This is a genomic window from Beijerinckia indica subsp. indica ATCC 9039 (assembly GCF_000019845.1).
Lineage (GTDB): Bacteria > Pseudomonadota > Alphaproteobacteria > Rhizobiales > Beijerinckiaceae > Beijerinckia > Beijerinckia indica.
Genome location: NC_010581.1, coordinates 883324 through 905425, shown reverse-complemented (window position 1 = coordinate 905425; position 22102 = coordinate 883324). Strand labels below are relative to the sequence as shown.

The window sequence follows — 22102 nt, the reverse complement described above, 5'->3', positions numbered from 1 at the left end:
GCCCTATCAATCCAAAAGTGGAAGCCACTTTTGGGACTGATGCTCTAAGTCGACAGAGCTGAAACACGACGAAATCGCAGCAAAGCGAGACTGAAAAAAAGCCCTCCCATGAGCGCAACGGCCAAAAACTCTTGCCACACGACCTCAAGCCCTGCGCCCCGGTAAAGGATCGCCTGAGCATAGGATACGAAATAGGTCGAAGGTGAAAAACGCATGATCATTTGAAGCAGCCAGGGCATGCTTTCCAGAGGGGTCATGCTGCCTGAGAGAATATTCATCGGGATTGCGACGAGAAGATAGAGCAAGCCGAGTTGGGGCATTGTGCGGGCGATGGTCGCGAGGAAAATGCCGACAGCCGTGGCGAAAAACAAATAGATCACCACGCCTCCCAAAAAGAGCGGCACTGATCCGGCAACCGGAATCCCTAACAGACCGCGGACGATCACAGCGAGTGAAAGACCAACCGCAAGCGTGATCACAAGCCCGTTTGCCCAAACCTTCGACATGGCAATTTCGAAGGGTGTCACGGGCATGACGAGCAGATGCTCCATGGTTCCATGCTCCCGCTCACGAATGACGGCGGCCCCTGAGAGGATGATTGCCAGCATCGTGACATTATTGATGATACCCATCACACTCGTGAACCAAGACGTTGTGACATTCGGATTGAAGGCAACGCGCACATCGAGTGAGACGGAAGATGGCGGCGATATTTCCGAATGGGAGAGAAAGTCATTGATCTGATTCATAAGAATTTGCTGGATGTATCCTGCGCCGATACCCGCCTGAACCATCACCGTCGCATCAACATTGACCTGTATGGAGGGTTGCCGCCCAGCGAGGATATCGCGCTCAAAATGCAGCGGAATATCCAGAATAAATGTATAACGTCCATTATCCATGAGGCGATTGACATCACTCAGGGCGATCGTTTGTGGCCGTTTGAAATAAGGGGGGAGAATAAAGCCCTCCCTGATAAAATGCGAAAGCTGGGAATCGTCTTCGTCAATGATCGCGATCGCTGCATTATAGAGTTCTTGCGATCGGCTTTGGGCTTGTGCATAAACCGCTAAAGAAAAAGCCCAGATGACTAGCCCGACAAGAACGTAATCTTGAAAGAAACTCCGCAGTTCCTTGGTTCCGAGCCAGAATATATTGGCTAATGAGCGCATCGGCTGTAACCTTCTCAGGCAAAGCTCTTATTCCGATCTCTTCTTGAAACAACAGAGAGAGTCACTTTTCCTGGCCACGCAGGAAACACAGGCTCAAAAGCACCAAGGCTACGGCGAAGAGCATCAAAACCAAGAGATTTCCGGCAAGATCATAAAACCCAAGCCCCTTGGTGAAGACACCAACGCTGATCGGAAGAAAATAAGTCATCGGGAATATCCGTCCCATGAAAGCCGCCGAGCCTCCCAATGAGGAGACAGGGGTCATCATGCCGGAAAATTGAAATGCAGGCAGAAACGAAAGAATGGCCGTTCCAAATAATGCCGCGATCTGGCTGCTCGCGAAAGAGGATATCAGCATGCCATAGCCAGTCGTCGTGAAGACATAAAGCAGGGTGCCGATGAGGAGCGTTGGCAAGCTTCCCTTGACCGGAACGGCGAAAACAACGGTCGCCATCAGGAAGAGAAGCACGAAGCTCATCATCGCAAGAGCGATATAAGGAAGCTGTTTGCCGAGTAAAAACTCGACCCGCGTGACCGGGGTGACATAAAGATTGATAATCGACCCAAGTTCTTTCTCACGGACGACGGCCAGCGCCATGAGAATGGCTGGAATCAGAATGAGCAGAAACGCAAGCGTGCCAGGCACCATCGCGTAAATACTGTAGAAATCCTGATTATAGACCCACCGTGTCTCGATCTTGGCGGGTTCAGCCTGGATCGCCGAATGACCTTCCTGCATCGCAAGATCGGCGAGATATTGCTGATGCATCGCCTGTAAATAGCCACGGATGGTTTCCGCTCGAAACGGCATGGATCCATCGATCCAGGCACCGACCGATGTCGGGACCCCTTTCTTGATGTCTCGGCCAAAACCTGGCGGGATCTCGATAGCGGCGCGTATATCCGCGCTGGTGAGACGGCGTTCAAGCTCCGTGTAATTGCCTATAGGGCGCTTTTCCTGGAAATAGCGTGATCCACGAAGTTCCTCGAGATAGGCAAGGCTTTCTGGTGTTTTGTCATGATCAAGAACAGCGAAGGTGAGATTATTGACATCGGTGGAGATGCCCGCTCCCATGACCAACATTAAAAAGGCCGTACCGATCAATGCAAATCCCAGCCGGATCGGATCGCGCAGGAGTTCGAGTGCTTCACGAATCGTATAAGCGAACAGACGGCGCGGACTGAACCAGGAACCGGGTTTCGCCGGAGGCTGATCCTTATACGCATTCACGGAGCCTGTCTTCGTCCTCACCGCAAGGGCTTGCTCGCGCGGTTTCGTATGCGTAGCCAGGGCTTCTTCCAAATAGGAAATGAAAGCATCCTCGAGATTTGCGGCGTGACGGGCCTTGACCAATTCCGCTGGTGTCCCAGTGGCAAGAACGTGCCCCGCATCCATGAGTGCAATTCTGTCGCAGCGGGCCGCTTCATTCATGAGATGTGTAGAGATGAAAATCGTGACGCCCTGATTGCGGGATAGATCGATGAGAAGCTCCCAGAACTGGTCGCGCGCAATCGGATCGACACCTGAGGTCGGCTCGTCCAGGATCAGCATTTCCGGCTGGTGAACGACAGCGACGGCGAGCGAAAGACGCTGGCGAATGCCCAGAGGCAGTTCCGAGGCCATATGATCGAGATAGGGCGTCAGGCCAAATTGACTGAGAAGCGTGTCGATCCGCTCCCGAGCTCGCGCTGGCGGTAGACCAAAGAGGCGGGCATGGAGGTCGAGGTTTTGTTGGACCGTAAGCTCTGCATAAAGCGAGAATGATTGCGACATATAGCCAACACGCGCGCGCGCACTCATTCCACCGGCTTCGATCGCCTGGCCAAAGAGAAGGGCTTCTCCCGACGTTGCCGGCAGCAAACCCGTGAGCATTTTCATGGTTGTCGTTTTGCCGCAGCCATTTGAACCCAAAAAGCCGAAGATTTCACCGCGTTCGATCGTGAAATTGACATTCTCGACGGCTGTGAAATCGCCAAAGCGGCAAGTCAGATTACGGGCGGCGATGACTATTTCCGTCTCGGAGGACGGACGCGGGGGGATGACGAAAGTTGTGCCCTTTGTCGATCGAGCGGTTGGGACCAAGGCCGTGAAGACGGCTTCCAGGCTCGCAGCGCCCGTTTGCTCCTTGAGCTGCTGCACGGTGCCTGTCGCAATGATTTTGCCTTCATGCATGACGACAAGCCCATCGAAATGCTCGGCTTCCTCCATATAGGCGGTTGCGACCAGCACGGTCATATTCGGTTGCTGTTGCCGGATTCTGTCGATGAGTTCCCAGAATTGCCGGCGTGATAAGGGGTCGACGCCTGTTGTTGGCTCGTCGAGAATGAGCAAAGTCGGATGATGGACGAGCGCGCAACACAGACCGAGCTTTTGCCGCATGCCGCCTGAAAGTTTTCGGGCCGGGCGATCTTTGAAGGCACTTAAGCCAGTGCTCTCGGTCAATTCTTCAATGCGTTGCTCACGTTCGGATTTCCCCAGATCGAACAACCGGGCAAAAAAGGCAATGTTTTCGCTGACGCTCAAATCAGGATAGAGATTCTTTCCCAAGCCTTGAGGCATGTAGGCTATGCGCGAACAAACCTCTGTTCGATGGCGGATCTTTCGCATATCGCCATCGAACACATCCACATTTCCCGTCTGGATGCGCCGGCTGCCCGCGATCAGGCTCAGGAGGGACGATTTCCCGACACCATCAGGCCCGATGACCGCAATTCTTTTGCCCGAGGGAATGGCAAGGGAAACATCATCAAGGGCGAGTTTGTTACCGTAGCGGAGACTCACCTCTCTGACGCTTACGACAAAAGATTCATCCCATTTAGTTGGCGGATCGGCTTTGCAGCCAGGAAGGCCATTCGACATTCGGGTCGATGCGGACATAGGCATTCCCTGGTAAGCCGGTTCGGACTGAATCGGCGTATTTTTTTAAAATGTCGGGATCAATCCGAACCTTGACGCGAAACATCAGCTTGTCGCGCTCGCTTTTCGTTTCAACAGCTTTCGGCGTGAACTGGGCCTGTGTAGCGAGGAACGTCACCTTGGATCTGATTGGGTGCTCGGGATAGGCATCAAGCACGATGCGGGCGTCATTGCCGATCTTGACACGGCCAGCTTCAAGCGTTGGGAGATAGATATCCATGTAAACATCTGAGATATCGATCATGCTGAAGATCTTGCCTCCAGCGGGAAGAATCTCACCGAGGCTGGAAATACGGTACTGGATACGTCCGGCACGGGGAGCAACGAGCGTATTGTCGTTGATATTGACCTGGTCCAGTTCAACATTGTGTTTCGCCGCATCATAGGCGTGATGGGCTTCAACGACACGAGCTTGCGCCGCTTTCAAAGTCTCATTGGCTCCATTCAAGGCTTGAAAACGCTGATCATAGAGTTCCCGCGTAGCATAGCCCCGTTTGAATAAGGCACTCGTCCGATCGAGTTCCATTTGCGCAAGGGCCTGTTGCGTCTTCAATTGGGCGACATTCGCTTCGGCTTCCGCGATAGCATGCTCATTTTGGCGCACGAGCGCCTCCTCGCGTCCGAGCTGAGCCTGAAGATCACGTGTATCCATACGGGCGACGACCTGCCCCTCCGTCACCATATCGCCTTCATCGACGAGAAGTTCATAAACCCGGCCGGCAAATTTGGTGTCGATATCGATTTCCCTGGCATCGATACGGCCATTGCCCCAGACGATCCCAGCCGGGACGATGTTTCGAGGCTGATGCCACCAATACCAGCCGCCGATTGCGGAGCCGATCCCAAGCAAGAGCAAAAGGACGGTCAGGCTTCGTCGCCACCAGCTTTTGCCAGGAGCGGGACGTTGGGTCTCAATCTCGACGGGCAACGCAGGCGCGGCGGTAACCGTCAACATCCCCTTCTGCTCAGGGGTGACGGCACCGACAGCAGTGTCGACTTTCGGCGTGGTCGATGTCTCTTCCGTCACCGTTTCGTTTCCCGCAGCAGAAGATCATTCGGTCCGCCGATGGAACAAGCCAAGCCATCGTCATTGTGAGCCGAAGGCTATCAGCCCCAGAGCCTAGCGTATACTCTCTTCGCGGAAGATATAATCGAGAAACGGTGCGTCAAGAGCGCGTGTTGAGTAGCGTAGCATACTCGCAGAGCAGCGGAAACGGGGCGGCGAGGAGTCAACGTCTGCAGAACGTCATCGCCCTTGCGACAAAGCCTGAAGATGGGCGACGGCCATGCCGAGCACCAACATGGCAAAGGCCTGATGGAGCAACCCGGCCCAAAGCGGCACGACGAGGACGAGGGTTAGAATACCCAAGATCACTTGCGCGAGCACGAGCCCAAGAAGCGCGATCGCCCGTTTTGTCGCCCGCCCGGACCCCAGTGTTCCCGATGTCCAAAAAACTTGAAGCAGGGTCAGTCCCAGAACCAGATAAGCCACCATCCGATGCTGGAACTGGACCGTCAGGAGATTATCCACAAAATTGCGCCAGAGAGGCGTCAAAAGGGTCAGGCTCTCGACCGGCGGCAGGAAATTCCCCTCGATCAGCGGCCATGTATTATAGGCTCGTCCGGCGCGCAGACCCGCGACAAGGGCGCCAAGGCCGATCTGCACCAGAATGGCAAGAAGAATAAGGCCTGCGCCCCAAGCAAGACCCGAGGCCTTGGACGGGCTGATCTCCCTTGGGCGCTTACGCAACGATGCCGCGAGCCAGACAATGAAGCAAAAGGTGAGCGAGGCCAAAATCAAGTGAATGGCGAGCCTTTCCTGCGCCACCTCGACACGATCCGAAAGGCCGGATTTCACCATCCACCAACCGACGAATCCTTGCAGGCCTCCAAGGGCCAGAAGGCCCAAAAGCTTCAGTCTATACCCTTCGGGCAATCGGCCACGCAGCCAGAAGAAAAGTAACGGCAGGGCTGTTGCCACGCCGATGAGCCGACCGAGCAACCGGTGGCTCCACTCGAAGAAGAAGATGAACTTGAATCCCGCCAGATCCATATCCGGGAAGAGCGCCGCATATTGCGGAATGCGTTTGTAATTCTCGAATTCGGCCTGCCAAGCTTCCGCCGACAGCGGCGGGAGCGCGCCGCTGATCGGTTTCCACTCGGTGATGGAAAGGCCGGATTCGGTCAAGCGTGTCGCGCCGCCGAGCACCACCATGAGAAAGACGAGGACAGCGAGCGACCAGAGCCAAAAAGCGACGGCGCGTGTCCCGCGCTGGGCGTGCGTTTCTGCCAGGCTGCCCGCTGGTGCGGTGTCGAGAGCGCTCATAGAGTCTCATTTCGGGATGAAAACGGGATAAGCCTTATGACTCAGATGCGCGCCCGCGCGCAACGTTCCGAAAAGCCGCAGTGCCAGGAAAGGCAAACCGGCTTTTGCTCCGGCGCGGTTTCGGCTATAGCGGCCGCATCCTTCTTCCCGCCAACAGCTTGAGAGTTCCCATGCGCCGCCGTACCCGGAAATTCATCGGCGCCGTTCTCATGCTGAGTTTCGTCATTGTCTATGCGTTGGTCGCCATGGCGCTCGCGCAGGCACGTATTTTCCAGGAAGCACCGGGAATCGTTCAGGGAATCGCTTATGCCCTGCTCGGCCTCGCCTGGATCTTTCCGGTCATGCCGCTGATCGCTTGGATGGAGCGGTCCGACGCGAACTGATCGAAACGCTAGAGCATCGGACTTTCAAATTGAACCCTGCCCAATGCTCTATCTTTTTGAAAACGCATCAGCCCCAAAAGTGGGAGCCACTTTTGGGGCTGATGCTCTAGATTTCATGCTGCATTTTCAACGAGGCGCGGCATGAGCCTGCCGCCGACCCCGATGACGAGCACTTCACAGCCCGTATTTTGCCGCAAATCCGCATGGGCGGATTCAATCAGGCGCTCATGCTGCGCGAGCGTCGCCAGAATCACGAGATTCGCCTTGGCGGTGAGTCTGCTGGCGAGCGGGCTTTGATCCAGCGGCGGCGCGGTGACCAGGACAAAATCATAGGTTTGCGACAAGGCCTCGAACACGACATCGAAGGCGCGCAGGTCGAAAGACCGGTCCGGCTCAGCGAGCAGAATATGCAGGCGCGAGGCCGGATCGCGCCGAATGGCTTCGGCGAAGGAGGCCTGCCCGTCCAGCACTTCCGCAAGGCCTGGCTTTTCCTCAACCTTGTCGGAGGCGGGATTTTCCCCCTGCCAGGCGCCGTCGAGATCGACGAGAATTGTGCGGCCTTCCTGGGCCAATTGGCGGCCAAGGCCGATCATCGGCCGCGCACTTTTGCCAGCGAGATTGACTCCCGTCACGACGATGTGGGTCGCAAGGTCATCCCGCCGGCTTTTGCGAATGCGCACGGCAATCTCGGCCGCATCCGCCATCTCATTTGCCTGCGGTGATGGGAGAGGATAAAGGCCACCCGGCCCTTCGGCCGAAGGTCTTTCATCGAAACGCGCGAATAATTTGATTTCGCCAAGGGCGCGCGGCTGCTGGAGCATGGCGGCGCTCGCCGGCGCCAAGCGTCCTGCCCGATATTCCCTGGCAAAGAGGGCCGCGAAACCGATCATCAAAGTCGCCAGAGGACCCAGCACCAGCACGGAAGGGTGATGCGGGAAAGCGGACTGCCGCGCTGCCACAGCCGCCGCGACGCTATTCGCGGAGGGCTGCAGGTCGAGATAGAGCTCGGCATATTTATTGGCGACCTTGGCCGCAAGCCCGGCATCCTCGGCCTCGAAAGTGATGGAAAGATCGCTCGTTCCTTCACGCACCTTGATCGCCAGCCCGCGACGCAGCCAGTCAAGGAGAAGGCTGTCGGGGGCGGATTCCGCAGCGGCCTGGAAACCGATCCGTCGTAACAGCGGCCGTAAAGCCTGCCCTGTCCTGGCAGAGACGGCGCCATTTTCCAGATCGGCAAGCTCAACGCTCGTCGGCAGATCCCCGCTGTCGCGCAATTCCGAAAGGGCGCGGCGGGCGAAATCCTCGGAGGAAAGCAAAAGGAGTTGATTTTTCAGAGCCTTCGGCTCCAAAACGGACTGCGGCGCGTCCTGTGAGGAGGCGCGCGCCAATGTCACCCCGTCCAACGGGCTTTCGAGCCCATTCTCCGGCGCCACCCCGGCAACCCGCGCCACCGCTGTATAGCGGGGCGGCACCAAGGCCAGCCACAAGCCGAGTACGGCAAGAACGACCAAAGCCGGCGTGACCAGCCGCCATTTCTGGCGCAAGACAGCCTGCCACAAGGCATGGAAATCCAGTTCCAAGCCATTGGCGTCGCGGCCATTATTGTTTCGCGCGTCCCAATCGAACCGCTTGCTCATCGCCACCTCGAATTCGGGTGACGCTATCAAAAAGGTTTAAGGTTGCCGCAAGGTTAACAAAGATAAAATAAACGACATTTCATAAAACCCTGTGGCCAAAAAGCGACTATCCTCGCAAGTCGCCTCTATAGACCAGCGTAAGCTTCAGCCGCGCGCAATGTATTGGCCATCAACATGGCAATCGTCATGGGGCCGACGCCACCCGGCACGGGCGTGATAGCGGCCGCGCGTGTCAACGCCTCCTCGCGCGCGACATCGCCGACGAGCCGGCTCTTTGGCTTGCCGGAAGCGGTTAATCCCTCAGCCGGCAGGCGATTAATGCCGACATCAAGGACGATGGCACCGGGCTTGATCCAGTTCCCACGGATCATTTCCGGCCGCCCGACCGCGGCGACGAGAAGATCGGCGCGGCTGATGATAGCGGGCAAATCCCGGCTTTTCGAATGCGCCAGGGTCACGGTCGCATTGCGGGCAAGCAGCAATTGAGCGATCGGCTTCCCGACGAGATTGGATCGGCCGACGACAACCGCTTCCGCCCCGGCCAGATCAACGCCGAGCTCCGCCGCTGTCTGATCAAGCAGATGCACACATCCAGCCGGCGTGCAGGGAATGAGTGCGCGGTGAAAATTCCCGACTGCCAAAAGTCCGGCATTGAGCGGATGCAGCCCATCGACATCCTTGGAGGGCGCGATCGATTCGATGATCCTTGTGGGATCGGCGCCGCCCGGCAAGGGCAATTGCATCAAAATGCCATGAATCGTCGGATCAGCGTTGAGCCTTGCGATAAGGTCGAGAATTTCCTCCTCGGTGGTCGAGACCGGCAGATCATGCTGCACCGAATGGAAGCCGCAGGCCACGGCCGTATGGCCCTTCGATTTGACATAGACCTGGCTCGCTGGATCCTCCCCGACCAGAATGACGGCGAGTCCCGGCTTGATGCCGCCATTGATAAGGATTTGGGCTTTTTCGGCGATGGAGGCCAACATCCGCTCGGATGCGCGTTTGCCATCGATCAGGAGAGCGCTGCCAGTGGAAGGGCGTAGAATTCCAGTCTCGTCCAAAACCCCGGTTTTCGTCTCCATTCCCATGCGTCCCGCCTCCGGCCGTATCCAAACATCCATCCTCCGCGCGGGAGAATGGAAAAGATGCGGCGTTTCTAGAGCATCGAACCGGAAAGGGATATCCCCTTTGGGTCCGATGCCTCAGTCCTTCGGGACGAAGGATTTAGTTACATTTGGTCACTTCCGCATATTCCGGATGGCGTTTGACATAGGAGGCGACGAATTCGCAGCAGGCGACAATCGGCCGGCCATTGCGGCGCGCGTCTTCGAGAATGGCTTGGGCCATGGCTGAGCCTATGCCGCGTCCGCCCAGGCTTGGCGGCACTTCCGTATGCAGCAGGATCAAACGGCCGTTGTCTTGTTCATAAGTAATGAAAGCGACATCTTCGCCGACTTTCATTTCGAAGCGATGACGAGCAATGTTATCGACGACTTCATGCATCCGATATCCTCCCTTTTTCAAATGTCTGCAGAGCCAACGCAAAACAGGTTCAGACGGTTTCGCGGCAAAATGTCCAAGTTACCGCGTGACGCCCGGTAGCACCTGGCGCCAGCACGAGCATTGAAGGCTTGGCATAGAGGTCACCCTCGAAATCGGCGGGATCGCCATGTCCGGTCCAGGCTTCGATCGACAGGAAAGGCGCTGGTGGCCGCGCCCAGAGCGCCAGATGGGGGAAATGATCCAGATCAACACGCAGCGCAGCGCCAGCACCTTGATGGAAGGTGAGGCCCCGGCCGTGGAGGTTCAAGAAGCACAAAGCTTCCTGCGTCAAAAGATCCGCCGACAAATCGAGCCTTTGGCCTTGCAGGGGAATCGGCCGCGTTTCCGGCAGGAACAAGCCGTGCTCGGAGATCAGCGGCACGGATGGATCCTCGCAAGCATCGAATTCGATCCAGGCCCCCTCGCCTTGATGCCGCCAGGCAAAACCCGGATGCAGGCCGCAGGCATAGGGCATGGGGCGATCATCCTTGTTTTCCACGAGGAGCGTCACAACGACGCTCTGCGGGTGCACGGCATAGTGGACCGTCAGGACGAAATCGAACGGATAAAGGGCTTTCGTCGTCTCATCCGCCGCAAGGCTCAACCAGGCCTCATCCGCTTTGCGGTTTATGAGTGTGAAATCGCGTGTACTGGCGAACCCATGTAAGCCGAGCGGATAGGACCGGTCATCGACCCGGATCTCGCCATGACGCGTCCAGCCGACCACGGGGAAGAGAATCGGTGCGGTCGCATTCCAGATCGCTGGATCTTTACGCCACAGAAGATCGCGCCCGCCGATCTTCCAGAGAAGAATTTCGGCACCGCGCCGATCGACGCGGATCTCGGCACTGCCATTGTATAAAGTAAAGGTCCCGCTCATGAGCCTCGACGAACCCTGTTTTGACCGCGAAAGCTTTGCTTCGAAGACACATTGAGTGCAGAGGTTTTACAATTTCCTTATGAACGTAGCCCAACGACCCACTCTTTATTTAGCCGGCCCCGAAGTGTTTCTCGTCAATGCGGCCGAGATCGGCCGCCGCAAGCAGAGGCTGTGCTTAGCGCATGGCTTCGAGGGCCTGTTCCCCCTCGACAATGACATCATCGGACTGCCGACCGGTACTCGAATCGATCAGGCCATCTACAAGGCCAATCTCGCCATGATGGAACGAGCCGATGCGGTCATCGTCAATCTGACGCCCTTTCGCGGTCCCGGCGCGGATGTGGGCTCGGTCTTCGAACTGGGGTATATGGCGGGCCGTGGCAAACCGGTCTTTGGCTACACCAATGTCGCAGCGGACCTCGCCGCCAGAGTCGCGCGATTCGATCACGTCACGTTCGACGAACAAAGCGGATATTTGCGCGATTCCACGGGCTTGATGGTCGAAGATTTCGGCAATGCGGATAATCTGATGATCGATGCCTGCCTTGCCCTGCAAAATCATCCGCTTGTCGTTGTCGACGCGCCGCAGGACCAGCTTTATGAAGACCTGACGGGCTTCGAACAATGTTTGCGCATGGCAGCGGCTGTGCTTCAGGCGTCGTGACCGGTCAGGAAAGGTCTTGCCGGATCATAATCCTGTAATTCCTCGGGCGCCTGCATGCCGATCCGAAGCCGTGTGACGCCCTCCCCCTTGAAAGCCGTCAGCACATGCGCCGTTCCAGCCGGGCGGTCGCAGCTAAGAAGCAGGCCAAGGCCGAGATCCTTGCCGCTTTGATCAGCGAGGCCGCAGAGATAGGTCACGTCAGGCTCAAGGACCTCCGTTTCAAGCAACTCGAACCCTTGCCCCTGAAAAACCCTGACCTTTGCCCCAGTGAGGAGGCGCTGAAAGGCCGTTAGCCGCGCCAGGGCACGCGCCGCCGCGTTACGGGGCAGCAGGTCCGGCCAGGCAGGCAAAAGATGCAAGCGCGAAGGGTCTGCCATGGCAAGGATCGGTTCCAGCGCATCATCAGGCTTCACAAGGGCGACGACGCAATCGGGGTCGAGCGCCGAGAATTTCAAGCGTTTGAGCTGGCGGCCAGCCGGATTGACGAGGCCTGAGGTTTTGATGACGAGGCGTCCCGGCACGTCTTGCGCCAATTCAGCGCAGGCCGCGGTGATCGCCGCAAGCCTTGGCACAGGATCGACACCGCCGACGAAACGAAAGGCGCGGGTCTCCCAGTGTCCCTGCTCTCTTCCCAAAGTGACACAAGCCGGTGGCGGCATGAGATTCTGGCTGATATCGGCATCGAGAAGGAAGGATGCGATCCTCGATTCTTCAAGGCGATCAAGCAAAAGACGGCAAAACAGCGCCTTGCCGCGATCCGGCCCGCCGATGACCATCAGCTTTTGCCAGCTGAGCCTCGGCAGGAGTTCAAGCAGCGCCCGCCAATCGGCGGGACAATCCGAAAGGGGAACCAAACCGTCTGCCACCGAAGGACGCTTTTATCGCCGGACGAGAGGAAGAATGCGCGCCTCATGCGCCGGCTCGGCATCGGAGAGATAGCCGGTGAGGGTGTCCGCCGCATCAAGGGCATCCCGACGCAACCGGCGAAGAGCCTCTTGCGATTCAGGGGGCTTGGCCTTCAGGGCCTCGACCAGGATCGAACATTTGGACACAAGATTGTCGATCGCGAGACTTTGCGTGCCGTTAACCGCCATGTAACGGCGAAAAGTCTCGGCGCAATGCCGCGCCGCGACGATAAAGGAGACATGATCGGCCAGATCAACGCTTTTAATCTGGCTTTTGAGGTCGGCGAGATGTTCGCTGACCGTTCTCGGCACCGCCATTGGCCTCTTCCCTTGCCCCGATCACGACCCAAAAAAGGACATTGTGTTCGTGACCAGGCTGCATGTCCAAGAAAACCCGAAATGATCAGGATTTCAAGAGCGGTTCACGGGATAAGCCTCATGCGTCACACCGTCGAGCGTTTGCCCGACCGGACTGGCGCTTTCCTGCGCGGGAACATGCTCGCCCCATTGCGTCCAGAAAAAGGCCGTCCCATTGGCGGCGCATTGATCCCGCACGGCTCGCGCCCAATCGGGCTGGCATTTCTGCGCCTCGCTTCCGGTTTCACCGCCGGCTAACACCCAGTCGAGCCCACCGCCCCCTTCTTTCAGCCAAACACCTGATTTCAAATCGATCTTTTCCAGCAAGGGTTCGGCTGCGGCAAACCGCAGGGCGGCCGGGGTTTCAAGCAGAAGAGGAATCCGCCGATCCGCCTCCTTCTGATTTTCCGCCGTGACGCCAAGCCAGACATTCGGCAGCGGCCAAGCCCCAATCTTCGGCGCGTCTTGAGAAAGCTCGGCCATGGCCGCCTCGATCCGCGCCGGAGTTGCGGGATCCTTGATATAGGGCTGCATGGTTTTGGGGCGCTTGGTCAACACCTGAAAGGTGTGGCGGGGCGCAAGCGCCATGACCGCGAAGATCTTGTCGATCGTCGCATTGTCCAGGGATTCATGGAACAGATCCGACAAAGCATTGACGAGAATCCGCGCCGGCTCCTCCCATTCGAGCGGCAGAAGGAGCCGTTCAGGGCGCAGATCCACCTTGCCTGTCCAAGCGCCCGCCTCCGCAAATCCTTGTGCCCATTCCTCCCCCGCCTTGGCCGCCTCGCTCGTCAAAAGCTCTGCATAGCAATGGCGGCAGGCGGCGCTTTTCCGGGTACAGCCGGCAAGCGGGTCCCAGACCTTGTCGGCGTGGCGGATATCGAGAATAGGCATAGGCGATCGGAACCTTAGCGGGTGGCCATGACGGCATCCCAATCGGGCTTGCCGGTGGTCAGGAAATTCAAGATGGCGCGCGCGGCCTGCGGCCCCTTGGCCCGCCAGCCCGGATGCGCGTGATTGACGGTGAGATCAGGGAAGAACAAAGGCGTCAGCGCGCCGCCGTTTTGCACATAGCGCCGGGCGCCGAGAACTGAAATGCCATGGGCAAGAGCGATATGCCCGCCGATGCAGCAGATTGTTCCGCCGTCGGAAGCGGCACGGCGCATGTCGAGGGGGGCTACTTCCATCATCAGCTTCGGCCAGAGCGCGATCAATTCGTCGCGTTCCCAGGCCTCAATGCCCAAAGCTTCCGCCGTCAAATAAGGAGCGTAATGCCGCATACTTGCCTCCATGATGGAGCCGGTGGCGCGCCTCTCCTCGCCTTCCGGCACGGATGAAAGAGCTGATGTGGTCCTCCTCGCCGATAAGGCAAGGATGATGCCCAAAATTCTAGTGCTAAAATTCTAATGCATTGAAGCCGATTTCAGATAGCGCTCCCGATCGGCGGATGTGAGATGAACCTCAAACACATCCCCTTCCCGTTCAAGCGTGAGCGGAACATCGCATCCGGCGGCCCCCAGGGCCCAGATATGCCGAAACAAATCGACGAGCGTCGAGACCGGATGGCCAGCGACAGCCAGGATCGTATCCCCCTCGTTCAGTCCCGCGCGCTTGGCTGGACCATTACCGGCAAAGCCAATGACCACGATCCTGTCATGATCCTCGGCGGCAAACAGGCCGAGCCAAGGACGCGGTGGCCGATTGGGACGACCATACATCCGCAGATCCGCGTAGATCGGTCCCAATAAATCGATCGGCACCATCATATTGAGCTGCAGCACCTGTTCGCCATGAACCTGATGCGGCACTTGCAGGGAGCCGATGCCGAGCAGCTTGCCGGTCACGCTGATCATGGCCGCGCCGCCCCAATCGGGATGCGCCGGAGCAGTGAACAAAGCCTCGTCGAGGACATATTCCCAATAGCCGGCAAATTCCTGTTTGGCGACAATATGGGCGATGAGCGCATGCGCGACACCGCCAGCGCCACCAATGATCACCCTCTCGCCGACCCTTGTGCTGTGCGATTCCCCAAGCGGCATAACGGGCAATTCCAGCCGGCCGAGCGCTTGCACAAGGGCGAAACCCGTCGCGGGATCAATGCCGAGCACATGGCCGGCAACGACCACACCGTCATTGGTGGTGAGCCAGACTTCCTCGGCTTCGGTCACGAGATAGCCGATCGTCAGGACAATACCATCGGCGTCGATCAGCACGCCATTGCCGGACCGTTCCGTCCCCAAAATACCGGCGGTAAAGGCATCGGCCGGCACACGTGAGCGTATCGAGACGATGGAACTCATCGTCTGTTCGAGATCGAAACGAAAATTGCCTTGTTTGGGCTGGGCCTCGGGTGGAATTTTCCAGTCTTCGTCCTTGAGCACCATGAGGTCTCTCCCCATCGAACCGGCCCATTGATCATCCGCCGTTGTGATCCTGGGCGCTTTTCTCGATTCTAGACTCTATCTGCACGCCGCGTTCCTGTCGGCTGATTTTTTCTGACGGCTGCATCCGCCCATCATGCCCTAACTCTTGCCGGCGATCTTGTAGAAATCGCGATACCAATCAACAAAATGCGAAAGGCCCTGAGCAAGCGTGGTTTTCGGCGCAAAGCCCGTATCCTTTTGGAGATCGTCTATATCGGCCCAAGTCGCAAGGACATCACCCGGTTGGAGGGGCAGAAAACGTTTTTCCGCCTTACGGCCCAACAGGGTCTCAAGGGTTTCGATCATATCCAGCAGGCGTTCCGGCCGGTTATTGCCAATATTATAAAGCTGGTAGGGCGCGGTGCTGGTCGCCGGTGAAGCCCCATTGGTCGCCCAATTCGGATCGCCTTTCGGCACGTGATCCATGACTTTGCGCACGCCATCGACGATATCGTCGATATAAGTGAAATCACGCGAGAGATCGCCGTGATTAAACACATCGATCGGTTCGCCAGCGAGAATTTTCCGCGTGAAGATGAAATAGGCCATGTCAGGGCGTCCCCACGGGCCATAGACGGTAAAAAACCGAAGGCCCGTCACAGGCAGCCCATAGAGATGCGCATAAGAATGCGCCATCAACTCATTAGCCTTTTTCGAGGCAGCATAAAGGCTTACGGGATGATCGACATTGTCCCGCGTGGAAAAGGGCATGGTCGGGTTGGCGCCATAGACAGAACTCGACGAGGCATAGACCAGATGCTCGACTCCCATCGCACGGCAATTTTCCAGAATATTGAGAAAGCCGACAATATTGGAATCGACATAGGAACGCGGGTTTTCGAGTGAATAACGCACCCCCGCCTGCGCCGCGAGATTGACGACGATTTTGGGCCGCGTCTCGGTGAACGCGGCGCGCATGAAATCCGTATCGACGAGATCGCCTTCAAGAAACCGAAAGCCCGCACGCGACGAGAGTTGTGCGAGGCGCGCCCGTTTCAAAGCCGGATCATAATAGGCATTCATATTGTCGATTCCGACCACTTCCCGATTCTCATCGAGAAGCCGCGCGGCTAGGAAAGACCCGATGAAACCCGCGACACCGGTCACAAGGATCAGCGCTTGCTCATCATTCATAATGGCCTGCCCCCAGTGAGAGAAAGCGCCATGATGGATTGTCCCTCGCTCCAGCTTTTTGACAACGGCTCGCGTTTATCCAAAAACATCGACTTTCGGTTTAATCCTCTAGAATTTAACGTATTTTCTTGGCGCAAAGCTAACAGAACTCGCTCAAAAAGGCTCTAAACGGCTGGAAGGGCGGGACCATACACGACTTTCGTGGGCGCGCCAGTTGTGCTCGACGTGGTGGCCACCCATCGAGCCTCCTCGTGAAGATCATAAAAATGGTGAAGATCATGAAAATGCCGTATCTTCCATGAACAAGCCTGCGCCTTGTTCATGGATGACAATCCTCTGAAAATATTTCATAAATTCTGGCCTTAGCGGAATCGAATCGGAGCATTCATCGGGAGGCCATGGCGGGTTCAACCCGGCGACTTCAGGCTCCACATTTATAAAAAGCGATGATCGCCTCTGAAAATCCTCTTTTGGATCTTCTCTCGACGTCGCGGCTGATCGATTTTCCGATCCTTACAGAAGACTGGTCACTTCAGCTCGGCCTTGGGGACAAACATGCGTATAGCGGTGGTGGGTTCTGGATATGTCGGTCTTGTCTCTGGCGCGTGTTTCTCGGATTTCGGGCACATCGTGTCCTGTGTCGATAATGATGCAAGCAAGATTGCTTCGCTCAATGCCGGCAAGATGCCGATCTACGAACCGGGCCTCGCGGAACTCGTCGCCAATAATGTCCGCCAAAAGCGCCTGTTCTTTTCCACCGAATTGAAAACCGCCGTCCGCGAGGCGGAGGCCGTGTTCATCGCGGTCGGCACACCTTCGCGGCGCGGCGATGGCCATGCCGATCTGTCCTATGTCTATCAGGTGGCCCGCGACATTGCCGGGGCCCTTGAGGGCTTTACCGTCGTCGTCACCAAATCCACCGTGCCGGTCGGGACCGGTGACGAAGTCGAACGCATCATCAAAGAAGTGCGTCCCGACGCCGATATAGCGGTCGTCTCCAATCCGGAATTTCTGCGTGAAGGCGCGGCCATCGAGGATTTCAAACGGCCCGATCGCATCGTTCTTGGCGTAGAGGACAAGCGCGCCGAGGCGGTGATGACTGAAATCTACCGGCCGCTCTATCTCAACCAGGCGCCCTTCGTCTTCACCAGCCGCCGCACGTCCGAACTCACCAAATATGCGGCCAATGCCTTTCTCGCGACCAAGATCACCTTCATCAACGAGGTCGCTGATCTTTGCGAAAAAGTTGGCGCCAATGTCCAGGATGTCGCGCGCGGCATCGGGCTCGACAAGCGTATCGGCGGAAAATTCCTGCATGCGGGGCCAGGGTATGGCGGCTCCTGCTTCCCCAAGGATACGCAAGCTCTGATCAAGACGGCGCAGGATTATGGCGCGCCGATCCGCATCGTGGAAACCGTCAGCGCCGTCAATGATCAGCGCAAAAGGGCCATGGCGCGCAAGGTGCTCGCGGCCTGTGATGGCTCGGTGCGCGGCAAAACCATCGCCGTGCTGGGCCTGACCTTTAAACCGAATACCGATGATATGCGGGATTCGCCCGCCATTTCCATCATCACCGCCTTGCAAGACCATGGCGCATTGATCAGGGCCTATGATCCGGAAGGCGAGGAGCAGGCCAAGCTCGTCCTCAACAATATCACCTATACGAAAGACCCCTATGAGTGCAGCACCGGCGCCGACGCTTTGGTGATCGTCACGGAATGGGACGAATTCCGCGCCCTCGACCTGCCACGCCTGACCGGTCTCCTGACCAAGCCTATCCTGATCGATCTGCGCAATATCTACGACCCCGCGGAAGTCAGGCGCCAGTCCTTCACCTATGCCAGCATCGGACGGTCCTGAGCACGACGCCATAGCGTCATGCTTTTGAAGCGATTCCTGCGGACATCAACCCAATTTGGGTTCATTGATCCCAGACGAGCCAAGCCTCTCCTAGAACATCAGTCCCAAAAGTGGGAGCCGCTTTTGGGACTAATCTGATGTGTCTTCAAAAAGATAGAGCATCGGATAGGACTCAATTTGAAAATCCGATGCTCTAGCATTGAATGGATGAGCATCGGAGCCGACAGAATTCGCAACAACGCTCTCGTTAAACGCCATAAACGGGCTTTTTAAGCAAATTATCAGGCGGTATTTTTGACCGATCCATGAAATGAAATTAAAATATATAACGAGAGCGGATTGACTGACATACCCATAATGGGGACTATCGTTCATCTTTTGCGATTGGAACGACAGCCCCCATGCTCGAGCGAGATACGTTTTTTACGGACATCAATGCGGTCATCAGCGAATTTGACGAGCAGCTCGGCCCACGGCCTGCCGCGCGCGAACGCCTCGAACGAGTCCAGAGTCAAGCCCGCTGCTCGGCGCGGATCGCCGCGAAGAAAAGAGCCGAGGCTTTCATCAACAATCCGCTCTTGCTGGAGCTTATTCAAAAGGATCTCTCGCGAGCCGATGCGCAAGGCTTGATCGCCACGGCCAGGAAACTGCTTGCGACGAAAACCGCGCGGCACGGGAGGATTTCCGTCGGCGGCAATACGAGCCTCATCAATGTCAATGCGCTGATCCTCTACGGCCGCTGGATGCGTTTCGTGGAACGCCGGCTCGTATATCTGCCCGCACCTGACATGATCACGGATCAGTCCTGAGCAGGTTTAGCCGCCTTCGCCTTCATCAGTGAGTAAAAGCTTCCCGACAATGGATACATTGATTCATTATATTCTCGCGCAAGCCGAGCGGACAGCCACCTACAAGAATGTCGATCTCACCGGAATGACAAAACGCATTTCGGCGCAGCAAGCGACCCTCTATGCGCTCGATTGCTTCAATCGTCTGACAGAACGGGAGCAGGATGACATCATCCTGAACTGGAAGGAAACCACGGCGGATCGGGAAGCCGTGGTTTGATAACCGTTGCCGTGAGATCGCCAGGCGTCAGGGAAGAACCCGTTTTTCCTTGAGTTTGGAGAGCGCACCGAGAAGAGACTGTGTCGAATCCATGCGTTCCGTAAAACCATACGCATAGATCTTGTTGACGTCCGAGATCACATCGGTCTCGGTATGGAAAATGAAGTCCCCAAAACCCCAACCGACCAGCCTGGACAAGTCGGATTCAACAAGATCATGCGCTGCCGCAATATCCTGCCAGAGCGGTCCCTTATCCGCCATGTGACGGCTCAGCGTCAGGGGAATCGGCGGCGCGGTTTCCAATCCAAAATGGCGAGCAACATCCTCCCACATACGCTCCCAACGGAAGATATCACCATTAGTGACATTGAAAGCCTCGCCGCCGGCCTTGTTGCTGGTCGCGGCCCATAGGCTCGCACGAGCCAGAAGATCGGCATCGGTGAATTGCACGAGCTGTCCAAAAGCCTTGTCAGTCCCTGGGAAACGAAACGGTACGCCCAGCGCTCGCGAGATTTCCGCGAAAACGCCGACGACAAGAGCGATATTCATCGGATTACCCCAGATGTCACCAACGACGACATCAGGCCGCAAAGCCACATAATCCCACCGGCTTTTTTCGGCACGAGCGCGCAATTGCGCTTCCTGTGCGAGATAAAGATTGGGCGGCATATGGATCGGATCATTTTCCCGGGCCGGCGTGCGCACTTTGGCGCCGAGATGAATGCCGTAGATCTTGAATCCCTGATAGATCACCACCCGTTCCAGCGGTGCGCGGACAGATTCGAGACCATCGAGCAGACGGCCAAGCATCCCGGCATTGCGTTCGGCTTCTGTCGCAAGATTGGGATCCGGGCTGAGAGCCGCATAGAAGACATGCGTGGTTTCGGCCGCCTGAGCCAAAGCGGCCTCAAGCGTCGTGCCATCGGTCAAATCGGCCACGATGGATGGGAAACCATCGACCGGCCGCCGCCCCAACGCCCGAACCACCCATCCCTGGCGCGTCAATTCCTGCGCCATGGCATGGCCAATAATCCCGCCAGCACCCGCTACAAGAGCCACTCCCGGTTTCATATCCGGCTTCATCTCAGTCTTCCTTCTCGGGCCTCACCTGCCCTCTTCACAAGCGAAGTGAGAATGACCTCAATCGCGCGTCACAAGAATAGACGCTTTGAAAGATGGTCTGTTGTGATATTTGCAAGAATATGGGCCATGACTTTCTCGACATGCTGGTGTTTGTGCGGATCATCGAGGCGGGCAGCCTGTCTGGCGCCGCGCGAGAGCTCGATCTTTCTCTGGCGGTCGTCAGCCGCAGGCTGGCGCGTTTGGAAGAGCGGCTTGGCGTTCGCCTGATCAACCGCACCACCCGCACGCTAGCCCCTACCGAAGAAGGGGCTGCTTTTCATGCCCGCTGCGCCCGCATCCTGGCCGATCTTGATGAGGCCGAGCAGGAGGTCACGCAAGGGCGCGATGTGGCGACTGGCCTTCTGCGCCTCACCTCTCCGGTAGCCTTCGGACAAAGATGGCTCGCGCCGCTTCTGCATGATTTCCAAGCTCTCCATCCGCGCCTACAAATTTATTTGGATGCGTCCGATACAGTGATGAATCTCGTCGAGTCCGGTTACGATCTCGCGATAAGACTCGGTGGTCTTTCCGATTCGAGCCTGATCGCTCGCCAGATCGCACCGGATTATCGTGTCATCTGCGCCGCGCCCTCCTATCTCGCCCGGCGTGGCCGGCCGCACACAATTGAGGATCTCGCGCAACACGATTGCATCATACACGGCCGCCCACCCATGGATCATTGGACGTTCGCAGATGGGCGCACAATCAAGGTGCGGGGCACACTCGCCAGCAATCATGGTGCTCTTGCCCAGAGCTGGGCTCTTCAAGGCGCAGGTCTCGTTCTTAAATCAATGTGGGACGTTCGCGATGATGTCATAGCCGGGCGCCTGGAAATTGTTTTGCCCAACTTCCCCTTGCCAATGACGCCGATCCACGCCGTCTATCCTCACAGCCGCTATGCCGCTGCCCGGGTGAGGCTCTGCGTTGATTATTTGATTGAACGCTTACGCCGGGAAGTGGACGCTCTACAGCCTGACTCTGCCGATGCGTATCGGTGAAGCCACGCATTCGGCAGGGGTATAGCGGGAGCCCGACTGCAACTTCCTGAAGTTTGTGGCGTTTGCCTTCATTTGCGAGGAGGCAAGAGGATGAATAAGCTTTTCTTGAGTGCCCTGATCATTCTTGGAACATTGATGAGCGGCACACATAGTCAAGCCCAGACGGTGGCTGACCAAGCCTCTCCCCCACCGGGGGATCACCTGCTCAACGCGCCCTATTTAACCCCAACTGGCGAGACGGTTGCACATCCCGGCGAATCGCAAAGCGGCGGCCCAACCAAGCTCGACCAGCGAATTGAACGTCAAGATGATGCTATTGATAAGAGCATTTGCAGCAATTGCGGTCAATGATCCGGTCGTCACAGCGACAAAGAAGACAGGCTCAAGATTATAGCAACGGTCAGGTAGAATGCTGTTGGGCAATCTCACGCTTTTTCTACAAAAACTTGAGAAAGGAGCCAATAAAGCCATACTGGCGACTCTTTGTATTCGCGACAAATTCGATTGACTCTGTGTAACAAACAAGCAGAGCAGACTGAACATCGTCTGTTTTGTTCATCATACACTCTAAAGCTGTTTCACGGAGAACGGACGTCAGCTTCACCTGAGTTGAATTCCGGCTATCCCATCGTCAATCTTGGAACCGCTGAAGGACCCATGAAGTTGAGAGATTGCTTTATACGTGTAGATCTTGGCACGGACCGATTGAAGCAC

The 22102-nt window shown here is 57.0% G+C and carries 22 protein-coding genes; 7 read left to right on the top strand and 15 right to left on the bottom strand.

Annotation, left to right across the window (positions count from 1 at the left end; genetic code table 11):
* Positions 1 to 44: 44 nt before the first annotated feature.
* From BIND_RS04125 to BIND_RS04110, 4 genes are all read right to left on the bottom strand, one after another.
* Positions 45 to 1172 carry an ABC transporter permease gene (locus BIND_RS04125; protein WP_012383818.1) on the bottom strand — a complete coding sequence of 376 codons (1128 nt, stop codon included), beginning with the start codon at positions 1170 to 1172 and terminating at the stop codon, positions 45 to 47.
* 61 nt (positions 1173 to 1233) lie between these two features.
* Positions 1234 to 4032 carry a ribosome-associated ATPase/putative transporter RbbA gene (gene rbbA, locus BIND_RS04120; protein ID WP_012383817.1) on the bottom strand — a complete coding sequence of 933 codons (2799 nt, stop codon included), beginning with the start codon at positions 4030 to 4032 and terminating at the stop codon, positions 1234 to 1236.
* On the bottom strand, positions 3989 to 5116 hold the full coding sequence (locus tag BIND_RS04115) for an HlyD family secretion protein (protein WP_244395957.1): 1128 nt from the start codon (positions 5114 to 5116) through the stop codon (positions 3989 to 3991). Before BIND_RS04115 ends, rbbA begins: the two co-directional genes overlap by 44 nt.
* A gap of 219 nt (positions 5117 to 5335) precedes the next feature.
* The gene (locus BIND_RS04110) at positions 5336 to 6415 is read right to left on the bottom strand and encodes a COX15/CtaA family protein (RefSeq protein ID WP_012383815.1); all 1080 of its coding nucleotides are present in this window, start codon (positions 6413 to 6415) and stop codon (positions 5336 to 5338) included.
* Positions 6416 to 6585: 170 nt separating this feature from the next.
* Between BIND_RS04110 and BIND_RS04105 the strand changes: the two genes are divergently transcribed.
* Positions 6586 to 6798 (top strand): DUF2842 domain-containing protein, encoded by a 213-nt coding sequence (locus BIND_RS04105; protein ID WP_012383814.1) that lies wholly within the window; start codon positions 6586 to 6588, stop codon positions 6796 to 6798.
* Between the two features lie 113 nt (positions 6799 to 6911).
* On the opposite strand, the gene BIND_RS04100 is transcribed toward BIND_RS04105, so the two are convergent.
* The 4 genes from BIND_RS04100 to BIND_RS04085 form a co-directional block, all read right to left on the bottom strand.
* A complete protein-coding gene (locus BIND_RS04100) occupies positions 6912 to 8435 on the bottom strand; it encodes an LPS biosynthesis protein (protein WP_012383813.1) in 1524 nt (507 codons plus the stop codon).
* Between the two features lie 125 nt (positions 8436 to 8560).
* The gene (locus BIND_RS04095; protein WP_050764101.1) at positions 8561 to 9517 is read right to left on the bottom strand and encodes a bifunctional 5,10-methylenetetrahydrofolate dehydrogenase/5,10-methenyltetrahydrofolate cyclohydrolase; all 957 of its coding nucleotides are present in this window, start codon (positions 9515 to 9517) and stop codon (positions 8561 to 8563) included.
* A 142-nt stretch (positions 9518 to 9659) separates the two neighbouring features.
* Positions 9660 to 9938, bottom strand: a complete 279-nt coding sequence (locus BIND_RS04090; protein WP_012383811.1) for a GNAT family N-acetyltransferase — start codon at positions 9936 to 9938, stop codon at positions 9660 to 9662.
* Positions 9939 to 9987: 49 nt separating this feature from the next.
* Entirely contained in the window at positions 9988 to 10857 is an 870-nt protein-coding gene (locus BIND_RS04085) for an aldose epimerase family protein (protein ID WP_012383810.1), read from the bottom strand.
* Between the two features lie 79 nt (positions 10858 to 10936).
* On the opposite strand from BIND_RS04085, the gene BIND_RS04080 reads away from it, so the two are divergent.
* Entirely contained in the window at positions 10937 to 11521 is a 585-nt protein-coding gene (locus BIND_RS04080) for a nucleoside 2-deoxyribosyltransferase (RefSeq protein ID WP_012383809.1), read from the top strand.
* Here BIND_RS04080 and BIND_RS04075 read toward each other — a convergent pair.
* The 6 genes from BIND_RS04075 to BIND_RS04050 all read right to left on the bottom strand — a co-directional run bounded on the left by BIND_RS04075 (position 11509) and on the right by BIND_RS04050 (position 16340).
* Positions 11509 to 12387, bottom strand: coding sequence for a Clp1/GlmU family protein (locus BIND_RS04075; protein WP_148210548.1), 879 nt, complete (start codon positions 12385 to 12387; stop codon positions 11509 to 11511). The two genes, BIND_RS04080 and BIND_RS04075, sit on opposite strands and share 13 nt — an antisense overlap.
* 12 nt (positions 12388 to 12399) lie before the next feature.
* Positions 12400 to 12744, bottom strand: a complete 345-nt coding sequence (locus BIND_RS04070; RefSeq protein ID WP_012383807.1) for a hypothetical protein — start codon at positions 12742 to 12744, stop codon at positions 12400 to 12402.
* Positions 12745 to 12837: 93 nt separating this feature from the next.
* Positions 12838 to 13677 (bottom strand): phage Gp37/Gp68 family protein, encoded by an 840-nt coding sequence (locus BIND_RS04065; protein WP_012383806.1) that lies wholly within the window; start codon positions 13675 to 13677, stop codon positions 12838 to 12840.
* A 14-nt stretch (positions 13678 to 13691) separates the two neighbouring features.
* The gene (locus tag BIND_RS04060; RefSeq protein WP_012383805.1) at positions 13692 to 14063 is read right to left on the bottom strand and encodes a hypothetical protein; all 372 of its coding nucleotides are present in this window, start codon (positions 14061 to 14063) and stop codon (positions 13692 to 13694) included.
* A 123-nt stretch (positions 14064 to 14186) separates the two neighbouring features.
* Entirely contained in the window at positions 14187 to 15167 is a 981-nt protein-coding gene (locus BIND_RS04055) for a S1C family serine protease (RefSeq protein ID WP_012383804.1), read from the bottom strand.
* A gap of 138 nt (positions 15168 to 15305) precedes the next feature.
* Positions 15306 to 16340 (bottom strand): NAD-dependent epimerase, encoded by a 1035-nt coding sequence (locus tag BIND_RS04050; protein WP_012383803.1) that lies wholly within the window; start codon positions 16338 to 16340, stop codon positions 15306 to 15308.
* A 555-nt stretch (positions 16341 to 16895) separates the two neighbouring features.
* Between BIND_RS04050 and BIND_RS04045 the strand changes: the two genes are divergently transcribed.
* The 3 genes from BIND_RS04045 to BIND_RS04035 all read left to right on the top strand — a co-directional run bounded on the left by BIND_RS04045 (position 16896) and on the right by BIND_RS04035 (position 19268).
* Positions 16896 to 18200, top strand: coding sequence for a UDP-glucose dehydrogenase family protein (locus BIND_RS04045; protein ID WP_012383802.1), 1305 nt, complete (start codon positions 16896 to 16898; stop codon positions 18198 to 18200).
* A 401-nt stretch (positions 18201 to 18601) separates the two neighbouring features.
* A complete protein-coding gene (locus BIND_RS04040; protein ID WP_012383801.1) occupies positions 18602 to 19009 on the top strand; it encodes a hypothetical protein in 408 nt (135 codons plus the stop codon).
* A 49-nt stretch (positions 19010 to 19058) separates the two neighbouring features.
* Positions 19059 to 19268, top strand: a complete 210-nt coding sequence (locus BIND_RS04035; RefSeq protein ID WP_012383800.1) for a hypothetical protein — start codon at positions 19059 to 19061, stop codon at positions 19266 to 19268.
* A gap of 27 nt (positions 19269 to 19295) precedes the next feature.
* On the opposite strand, the gene BIND_RS04030 is transcribed toward BIND_RS04035, so the two are convergent.
* Complete coding sequence (locus tag BIND_RS04030) at positions 19296 to 20351, bottom strand: SDR family oxidoreductase (protein WP_012383799.1); 1056 nt, start codon at positions 20349 to 20351, stop codon at positions 19296 to 19298.
* A 119-nt stretch (positions 20352 to 20470) separates the two neighbouring features.
* Between BIND_RS04030 and BIND_RS04025 the strand changes: the two genes are divergently transcribed.
* Positions 20471 to 21388, top strand: coding sequence for a LysR family transcriptional regulator (locus BIND_RS04025; protein WP_041777914.1), 918 nt, complete (start codon positions 20471 to 20473; stop codon positions 21386 to 21388).
* A gap of 90 nt (positions 21389 to 21478) precedes the next feature.
* Positions 21479 to 21739, top strand: a complete 261-nt coding sequence (locus BIND_RS04020; RefSeq protein ID WP_012383797.1) for a hypothetical protein — start codon at positions 21479 to 21481, stop codon at positions 21737 to 21739.
* Positions 21740 to 22102: the final 363 nt, after the last annotated feature.

Excerpts from the sequence above, each read along its gene's own strand:
- BIND_RS04065 (WP_012383806.1), bottom strand. The coding sequence starts at position 13,677 with ATGCCTATTCTCGATATCCGCCACGCCGACAAGGTCTGGGACCCGCTT.
- BIND_RS04105 (WP_012383814.1), top strand. The coding sequence starts at position 6,586 with ATGCGCCGCCGTACCCGGAAATTCATCGGCGCCGTTCTCATGCTGAGT.
- BIND_RS04100 (WP_012383813.1), bottom strand. The coding sequence starts at position 8,435 with ATGAGCAAGCGGTTCGATTGGGACGCGCGAAACAATAATGGCCGCGAC.
- BIND_RS04090 (WP_012383811.1), bottom strand. The coding sequence starts at position 9,938 with ATGCATGAAGTCGTCGATAACATTGCTCGTCATCGCTTCGAAATGAAA.
- BIND_RS04035 (WP_012383800.1), top strand. The coding sequence starts at position 19,059 with ATGGATACATTGATTCATTATATTCTCGCGCAAGCCGAGCGGACAGCC.
- BIND_RS04060 (WP_012383805.1), bottom strand. The coding sequence starts at position 14,063 with ATGCGGCATTACGCTCCTTATTTGACGGCGGAAGCTTTGGGCATTGAG.
- BIND_RS04050 (WP_012383803.1), bottom strand. The coding sequence starts at position 16,340 with ATGAATGATGAGCAAGCGCTGATCCTTGTGACCGGTGTCGCGGGTTTC.
- BIND_RS04110 (WP_012383815.1), bottom strand. The coding sequence starts at position 6,415 with ATGAGCGCTCTCGACACCGCACCAGCGGGCAGCCTGGCAGAAACGCAC.
- BIND_RS04085 (WP_012383810.1), bottom strand. The coding sequence starts at position 10,857 with ATGAGCGGGACCTTTACTTTATACAATGGCAGTGCCGAGATCCGCGTC.
- BIND_RS04045 (WP_012383802.1), top strand. The coding sequence starts at position 16,896 with ATGCGTATAGCGGTGGTGGGTTCTGGATATGTCGGTCTTGTCTCTGGC.
- BIND_RS04070 (WP_012383807.1), bottom strand. The coding sequence starts at position 12,744 with ATGGCGGTGCCGAGAACGGTCAGCGAACATCTCGCCGACCTCAAAAGC.
- BIND_RS04125 (WP_012383818.1), bottom strand. The coding sequence starts at position 1,172 with ATGCGCTCATTAGCCAATATATTCTGGCTCGGAACCAAGGAACTGCGG.
- BIND_RS04025 (WP_041777914.1), top strand. The coding sequence starts at position 20,471 with ATGGGCCATGACTTTCTCGACATGCTGGTGTTTGTGCGGATCATCGAG.
- BIND_RS04020 (WP_012383797.1), top strand. The coding sequence starts at position 21,479 with ATGAATAAGCTTTTCTTGAGTGCCCTGATCATTCTTGGAACATTGATG.
- BIND_RS04055 (WP_012383804.1), bottom strand. The coding sequence starts at position 15,167 with ATGGTGCTCAAGGACGAAGACTGGAAAATTCCACCCGAGGCCCAGCCC.
- BIND_RS04095 (WP_050764101.1), bottom strand. The coding sequence starts at position 9,517 with ATGGAGACGAAAACCGGGGTTTTGGACGAGACTGGAATTCTACGCCCT.
- rbbA (WP_012383817.1), bottom strand. The coding sequence starts at position 4,032 with ATGTCGAATGGCCTTCCTGGCTGCAAAGCCGATCCGCCAACTAAATGG.
- BIND_RS04030 (WP_012383799.1), bottom strand. The coding sequence starts at position 20,351 with ATGAAGCCGGATATGAAACCGGGAGTGGCTCTTGTAGCGGGTGCTGGC.
- BIND_RS04080 (WP_012383809.1), top strand. The coding sequence starts at position 10,937 with ATGAACGTAGCCCAACGACCCACTCTTTATTTAGCCGGCCCCGAAGTG.
- BIND_RS04040 (WP_012383801.1), top strand. The coding sequence starts at position 18,602 with ATGCTCGAGCGAGATACGTTTTTTACGGACATCAATGCGGTCATCAGC.